We start from the raw sequence: 7112 nt of genomic DNA on the forward strand, positions 1-7112 counted from the left end.
GCGGCACATTGCCGGAACGGCGTGGTCGACCAAATGCTACATGAACATGCGACCGCTCTATCAGCCACAACTCTCTGAAACCGGAGCCGTCGCCTGATCAAAAGTGCGAAAGATTCTGGACAGTACCCCACCGAGTCGTGATCATTCGGCCATGATCTGTTGCTAGCAGCGATGCGCGGAGTTCATGCGCAGTTCACGTCGTGGCCCCTAGCTTTCAGCCGCCAAGACCAACCATCCCCCTCCAGGAGGAGCCCTTCATGTCAGCATTGCTTCGTCCCGCCCTCACCGCGCTGAGCGTTGCGTGCCTTCTGTCTGCAGCTTCGTTCGCCTCCTCCGGCTCTGCTTTCGCGCAAGCCAAGCAGCAGGCTGCGCCCGCTCAGCCGGCCGCGCCGGCGCAGCAGGCGCCTGCGTTGAAGCAGATTGCGCTGACCGACAAGCAGCTCGACGGCGTGCTCGCTGCGCAGAAGGACATGGACGCGATCACGGAGAAGCTTCCGGAGAACACCGCGCCCGACCAGAAAGTCATCGCGCAGCTCGAGGATGTCGCCAAGAAGCATGGCTTTGCCAGCTATGACGACTACAACACCGTCGTGGACAACATCAGCCTCGTGATCGGCGGCTTCGATCCGGCGACCAAGAAGTATGTCGGCCCCGAAGCAGTCATCAAGGCGCAGATCGCGGAGGTCCAGGCCGACAAGAAGATGCCGGCCAAGGACAAGAAAGAAGCACTCGACGAGCTCAACCAGGCGCTGAAGACGCCGGTCCCGCCAATCGAGAACAAGGGCAACATCGATCTCGTCGGCAAGTACTACGACAAGCTGGTCGCTGCGCTCGGCGACGAGGACAATTGATCATGGAATGCCGTCATGCCCCGGCTTAACCAGGCCGGCGACGAGACCCACGCTCGAAGCAAAAGCCCCGGAGACATCTCCGGGGCTTTCGTCGTTTTGCCGTTCGCAGCGCGATGCAGCTACGTCCTCGTCCGCATCCGCATCATGAAGGTGTCGAAGCTGAGCTCGGCCACCTGCATCCAGGCGAGCGACTCGCTGCGGAAGGCGGTGAGGCTCGCATACATCTTGCTGAAATGCGGGTTGTTCTTGGCGAGATCGGCGTAGATCTCGTTCGCTGCGCCGTAGCAGGCCTCGAGCACCTCCTGCGGGAACGGCTTGAGGATCGCGCCAACAGACAGCAAGCGCTTCAAGGCCGGCGGATTGACGGAGTCGTACTTGCCCGTCACCCAGGTGAAGGTGTCCAGTGATGCCGTGCTGATCGCCGCCTGATAGTGCTTCGGCAACGCATTCCACTTTTCGAGGTTCATGATGTTATGGCCCTGGCCGGTGCCTTCCCACCAGCCGGGATAGTAATAGTACTTCGCCACCTTCACGAAACCGAGCTTTTCGTCGTCATAAGGCCCGACCCACTCCGCCGCGTCGATCGTCCCCTTCTCCAGCGCCGGATAGATGTCGCCGGCCGCGATCTGCTGCGGCACGCCACCAAGCTTCGAGATGATGGTGCCGGCGAAGCCGCCGACGCGGAATTTCAGACCCTTGAGATCATCGACGGTCTTGATCTCCTTGCGAAACCAGCCGCCCATCTGAGCACCGGTCGACCCTGTGGGAACGCCGATCGCATTGTGCTCCTTCAAGAGAGCGTTGAGCATGTCCTGACCGCCGTTCCACAACAGCCAGGAGATGTGCTGGCGCGTGTTGAGACCGAACGGCAGCGATGTGCCGAAGGTGAACGCGGGGTTCTTGCCCCAATAGTAGTAAAGCGCAGTGTTGCCCATCTCGACGGTGCCGTTCGAGACGGCGTCGAGCACCTGCAGGCCCGGCACGATTTCACCGGCAGCAAAGGGCTGGATCTGAAAGCGGTTGTCGGTGATCTCGGCGACGCGCTTGCAGAAATATTCGCAGCCGCCGTAGAGCGTATCGAGCGATTTCGGCCAACTCGCCGCCAGCCGCCATTTCACCTCGGGCATTGATTGCGCGATAGCCGGCGCGGCAACGGCACTCGCGGCCAGGCCCAATCCGCCTGCCGTCAAAAATTTACGACGTTCCATGCGTTTCCCTCCTGTGATGTCGTGTCCTCGACGAGGGACCGCGGTCTTGGCGCCGCTTTCGTCTTCGCCGGTGGCCGACGTTTCTTGATGTCCGAAGTTCAATATTCCCGGATCGCAGTCAGCATGACCAAAGGGGAACCGCAAATCAAGCGCACTTTGGTTGTGGCGCCGGCCGGCCGGTCAATGCTGCGCTGCGAACGCGGCTTCCATGGCCTTGCGCGTCTTCACCGTTTCGTTGCCCGCATCGAACTCGATGTCGCTCCAGCGCACCACCGCGCCATGGGCGACGTCATGTTTCAGCTTCACGCGATGTGCTAGTCCAATGGGCAGGGCGCCGGTCGTCAGGCTCGCAGCCGCCGGTAAAAGCTTGCCCCACACCGTATAGCCCCCCTCGCCGTCGAGCAACTCGCCGGCGCGCAGATTGCGCTTGGCCACCGCTGCGACGTCGCCGCGGAAGCCGATGGCCTGCCCGGTCGGTTCGCCCCGCAGCGCGGCCGACAGCACCGAGATGTTCAGCTCGAGCCCGATCAGATGGTAGGGCTTGTACATCGCGGCGAAGCGTCCGCTGGCGTCAGTCTTCAGGCCATATTGCCTGAAGCAGTCGGCGGCATAGTCGTTCGGCGCCTCCAGCACGACATAGACGCCCCAGCGCAGATCGCGAAACACCGGCCGGCCGTCGCGCTCGAGCGAGGAGACGACCTCGACGACGCCGGACCGTTCCAGCACGCCGCCGCGCGAGCGCGGCCGCATGATGTGCGGCAGGTCGTCGACGCCGCAGGGCGGAAACAGCAGGCCGTTCGTGGGCACGTCGAGACCGCAGGCGTTCGCAATCGCGGCCATCTCGATCGCCGATTTGGTGCCGTCGAGAAAGGAATTGAACATCTGCGGATTCATGCCGGCCGATTGCGCCTCGCCCGCAGTCAGGCCGTAATGCTGCCAGACGCCGTCGGGCGTCACGTCGTGATAGGCCGGCAGATATTTCGTGCCTTTGCCGGCAGCGACGACGCGGAAGCCGGTGGCCCGCGCCCAATCCACCATCTCCGCGGTCAGCGCCGGCTGGTCGCCATAGGCGAGCGAATAGACCACGCCGGCCTTGCGCGCTTCCTCGGCGAGCAGGGGGCCCGCCAGCACATCGGCCTCGACATTCACCATCACGATATGCTTGCCGGCCGCGATCGCGGCGCGCGCATGCTTGATGCCGACCGCAGGATTGCCGGTCGCCTCCACCACCACGTCCATCGCGCCGCCGGCAATGGCGCGTGCGCCGTCATCGGTGAAGACAGTCGCTGCGATGCGCGCCGCATCCCAGCCGACGGTGCGGCAGGCCTCACGCGCGCGGTCGCGGTCGATGTCGACGATGATGGGCACCTCCAGCCCAGGCGTGTGCGGCACCTGCGCCAAGAACATCGAGCCGAATTTGCCGGCGCCGATCAGCGCGACTCGGACCGGCTTGCCGGTGGAGAAACGGGCCTGGAGGAGGCGGAAGAGGTTCATGGGAGATTTTTCCAGTGATGCAGCAGTCGTGAGACGCATGTCTCTATCAGATCGTAATGGCCGGGCATGACCCGGCCATCCACGTCTTCCTGATGGCGATCGCGTCAAGTCGTGGATGCCCGGGTCAAGCCCGGGCATGACGACTGAGGATGTGGCACGAGGCCTATTTTACTCCGCCGCTTGCCGCTGCGCACGGGCGAGCCGCAGCAGCGCGTCGTCGTCCACGGTCTTGATCGGCGTGAAGTCGCGATGCGCGATGTAGTCCGGCCGGGTCGGTGTGCGGATGTAGTTCGAGACCGCGTTCAGCGTCAGGTACACGATCTTGCGCGGGTAGGGCGTGATGTTGCCGGCAGATCCATGCACGAGGTTGCCGTGGAACATCAGCATGCCGCCTGGCTTGCCGGTGGGCGCCACGATGCCGCCCTGCTTGACGAGGAGCGTCACGGTGTCCTCGTCCAGCGTCCACAGTGGATAGGAGGTGGTGGCGAGGTCATGCGAGGCCTCCAGGTCGCCGGCATTCTGGCTGCGCGGCACCAGCATCAGGGGGCCGTTGATCGGCATCACCTCGTCGAGGAAGATCGCGATGTTCATTGCCCGCGGCTCCGGCATGCCGTCGTCCCGCTTCCAGGTGCCGTAGTCCTGATGCCACTGCCAGACGTCGCCCGTGAAGGCCGATTTCGCGTTGATCTTGAACTGGTGCATGTAGACGGGCTCGCCGAACAGCTGCTCGACCGGCTCGATCATGCGCGGATGCGCGCCGAGGAGTCCGAAGGCCTCATTGTAGAGGTGTGCGGCAAAGGCCGTGCGCGGCGCGCCGCTCTTCTCGCGCCAGACCTCCGGCCGGTTGGCGTCGTAGATGCCGACCGCCTCGCGCGCAAGCAGATCGACCTCCTCCTGGGCGAACAACTCGGGCAGAAACAGCCAGCCCTCGCGGTGGAAGAACTCCAATTGCTCCTGAGACAGTTTCATGGGGCGTCCTCCTTGGTTTGTATATCTGTCTTCTCTTTCGTCATGCCCGGGCTTGCCCCGGGCATCCACGTTCTTTGGACCGGGCGGAAAGGCGTGGATGGCCGGGACAAGCCCGGCCATGACGGCGTTTGCGATTACGCCGCCGCCTCGTCCGTCGCCCTCAATCGCTCCTCGGTCATCCGTCCTGCCGTCTGCGCATGCACCAGCGCCGCACGCTCGGCTCCGTTCGCGTCGCCGGCGAGAATGCGTGCGGCGATGTCGGCATGTTCGGCCCAGGCGCTGTCGCGATAATCGAGCTCGGACAACACCGTCGCCATCGAGCGCCGCATATGCGGCCATTGCGGTGCGATCGTTTCCTCGATCACGGGATTGCCGGCGAGCTGATAGATCGCGCGGTGGAAGTCGACATCGAGCGCGATGAGCTCGGCCAGCGCCGTGTTGCGGTCGCTGCGGCGTCCGGCGGCAAGCGCCGCGTCGAGCCGTGCGCGTCCGGCCGCGTCAGTGCCTGCTCGCGCCGCGGCGAGTCGTGCCGCCAGTGCGTCGATGGCGCCGCGTACCTCGTAGAGCTGGCGGATGCGCGCGGGATCGAGCTGGGTGACTTCAAATCCCCGGCGGCCGCTTTCGGCGACCAGGCCCTGGCGGTGCAACAGATGTAGCGCATGCGAGACCGGCTGGCGCGACACGCCGAGCCTGTCGGCCAGCTCGTTCTGACGGATGCGCTGGCCGGGACGCAATGTGCGGTCGGAGATCGCTTCCAGGATCCGCGTATAGACCTGGTCGATCAGATTCGGGAGCGGATCGAGAGGAATCACGCCGGCGGCTCCTGGTACGGAATACGGAATTCCATATTGGAGGGTATGTCGGGAGGGGAGAGGCGTCAAGGCGGACTTCGGGGTCCGCTCTCCAAAGCAGCTCTTTGAGCTCTGCTAAACCATTGATGTCACAAGGATCGTCTACTGTGCATGGGGTTGTTTTCGCCGAAATGGGTCACTCCAGCACCTCCACCCCCAGCGCGGCGATCCGTTCCCGATCGGCCAGTGCCTCGATCCCGCCAATGCGGTCGCCATTGAACGTCACCCGCAGCGCGATGCGCAGCTGCCCGCCGAGGACGACGGCAACACCCAGCTCGCCATCGACCAGCGCCGTTCGCGCGGCCTGGGCGCGGCCCTTGAAGGTCTGCGCGATGGCGTCGGCACCGCGGATCTCGGGCAGCGAGCCGAGCCGCACGGCGGCCTGATCGGCGCGGAACACGACGTCGGGATCGAGCACCGCGAGCAGGCCCTCGAAATCGCCTTCGCGCGAGGCTTTGAGAAATGCATCGACGATCCTGCGTTGATGCGACAGATCCGTCTCGGGCACCGGCGCCCCCTGCACGCGCCGCCGGGCGCGGCTCGCCAGCTGGCGCGAGGCCTCGACGGAGCGGCCCACGATCGGCGCGATCTCCTCGAAGGGCACGGCGAACATGTCGTGCAGCACGAAGGCGAGCCGCTCCGCCGGCTGCAAGGTATCGAGCACCACCAGCAGAGCCGCGCCGACCGAGTCGGCCATCTCCGCCTCGCGCTCCCGCGTCTCGTCGACCGGCTCGGGCACGTGCGGCCCCATCGGATCCTCGCGGCGCGACTTCCGCGCGCGCAGCATGTCGAGGCAGATGCGCGCAACCACGGTGGTCAGCCAGCCGCGCAGGTTCGCGACATCGGACATGTCGTAGCGGCTGACCCGCAGCCACGCCTCCTGCACGGCATCGTCGACCTCGGCGCGCGAGCCCAGCATGCGGTAGGCGACCGCGCGCAAATGGTCCCTGCTCGCCTCGAATTGTTGGGCGAGAAAATTCTGTCCGGTCATCCGTCACATTTCCTTTTTGCGATCCGTCACGCTCTTGACGAAGCCAATCCGGCCGATGTGACCGGAACCTTCGAAATTGGACAGATGGAGACGCAAATGATGCACGCCCGCATGAATCACCCCGTCATGGTGCTGCCCGAGGCCATGAAAGTCCTGCAGTCTCTCGGCGACCTGACAAAGCAGGGCATACCGGAAAAGCTCCTGGAACTGGTGCACCTGCGCGCCAGCCAGATCAATGGCTGCAGCGTCTGCGTTGATATGCATCCCAAGGTCGCCCGCAAGCTGGGCGAGACCGACGAGCGCCTGTTCGCCGTGTCCGCCTGGCGCGATGCACCCTATTTCACCGACGCCGAGCGCGCCGCGCTGGCCTTGACCGAGGCGGTCACGCGTCTTGCCGATCGCGAGGACCCGGTGCCGGATGCGGTCTGGAACGAGGCCGACAAGCATTTCGACGAGCGCGAGCTCGCAACCCTGATCCTCGCGATCGCGACGATCAACGTCTGGAACCGTCTGAACGCGACGATCAAGATGCCAGTCGGCGTGTGGAAGGTGTGAGTTTCCGTGCCCTCTCCCCTTGCGGGAGAGGGCAGCACCTGTCCAGACCGGATAGATTGGTAACAGAGTAGACCGGATGGATGGGTGACAGTTCTCTGTCGGCTGGGAGGATCAGCCGATGCCTTGGCGAGAGAGCTGTGCAGTGGACCAACGGGTGAGCTTCATATCGGATCAGCGAACCGGCATGTGGACG

7 protein-coding genes are annotated in these 7112 nt (G+C 64.5%); 2 read left to right on the forward strand and 5 right to left on the reverse strand.

The features are described from left to right. Positions 1–257 precede the first annotated feature (257 nt). Entirely contained in the window at positions 258–851 is a 594-nt protein-coding gene (locus EHH60_RS36675) for a hypothetical protein (RefSeq protein ID WP_124163984.1), read from the forward strand. A gap of 119 nt (positions 852–970) precedes the next feature. On the opposite strand, the gene EHH60_RS36680 is transcribed toward EHH60_RS36675, so the two are convergent. From EHH60_RS36680 to EHH60_RS36700, 5 genes are all read right to left on the reverse strand, one after another. Further along, a complete protein-coding gene (locus tag EHH60_RS36680) occupies positions 971–2059 on the reverse strand; it encodes a TRAP transporter substrate-binding protein (RefSeq protein WP_124163985.1) in 1089 nt (362 codons plus the stop codon). 180 nt (positions 2060–2239) lie between these two features. Further along, positions 2240–3553 (reverse strand): NAD(P)H-dependent oxidoreductase, encoded by a 1314-nt coding sequence (locus EHH60_RS36685; protein ID WP_199752521.1) that lies wholly within the window; start codon positions 3551–3553, stop codon positions 2240–2242. Between the two features lie 168 nt (positions 3554–3721). Beyond that, on the reverse strand, positions 3722–4522 hold the full coding sequence (locus tag EHH60_RS36690) for a phytanoyl-CoA dioxygenase family protein (protein WP_124163987.1): 801 nt from the start codon (positions 4520–4522) through the stop codon (positions 3722–3724). Between the two features lie 134 nt (positions 4523–4656). Beyond that, positions 4657–5334, reverse strand: coding sequence for a GntR family transcriptional regulator (locus EHH60_RS36695; protein ID WP_124163988.1), 678 nt, complete (start codon positions 5332–5334; stop codon positions 4657–4659). Between the two features lie 175 nt (positions 5335–5509). Continuing rightward, positions 5510–6364, reverse strand: coding sequence for a sigma-70 family RNA polymerase sigma factor (locus tag EHH60_RS36700; protein WP_124163989.1), 855 nt, complete (start codon positions 6362–6364; stop codon positions 5510–5512). A gap of 99 nt (positions 6365–6463) precedes the next feature. Here EHH60_RS36700 and EHH60_RS36705 point away from each other — a divergent pair, with 99 nt between their 5' ends. Then, positions 6464–6919 carry a carboxymuconolactone decarboxylase family protein gene (locus EHH60_RS36705; RefSeq protein WP_124163990.1) on the forward strand — a complete coding sequence of 152 codons (456 nt, stop codon included), beginning with the start codon at positions 6464–6466 and terminating at the stop codon, positions 6917–6919. The last annotated feature ends 193 nt before the right edge of the window (positions 6920–7112 follow it).

This window comes from Bradyrhizobium sp. RP6, from assembly GCF_003837805.1.
GTDB lineage: Bacteria > Pseudomonadota > Alphaproteobacteria > Rhizobiales > Xanthobacteraceae > Bradyrhizobium.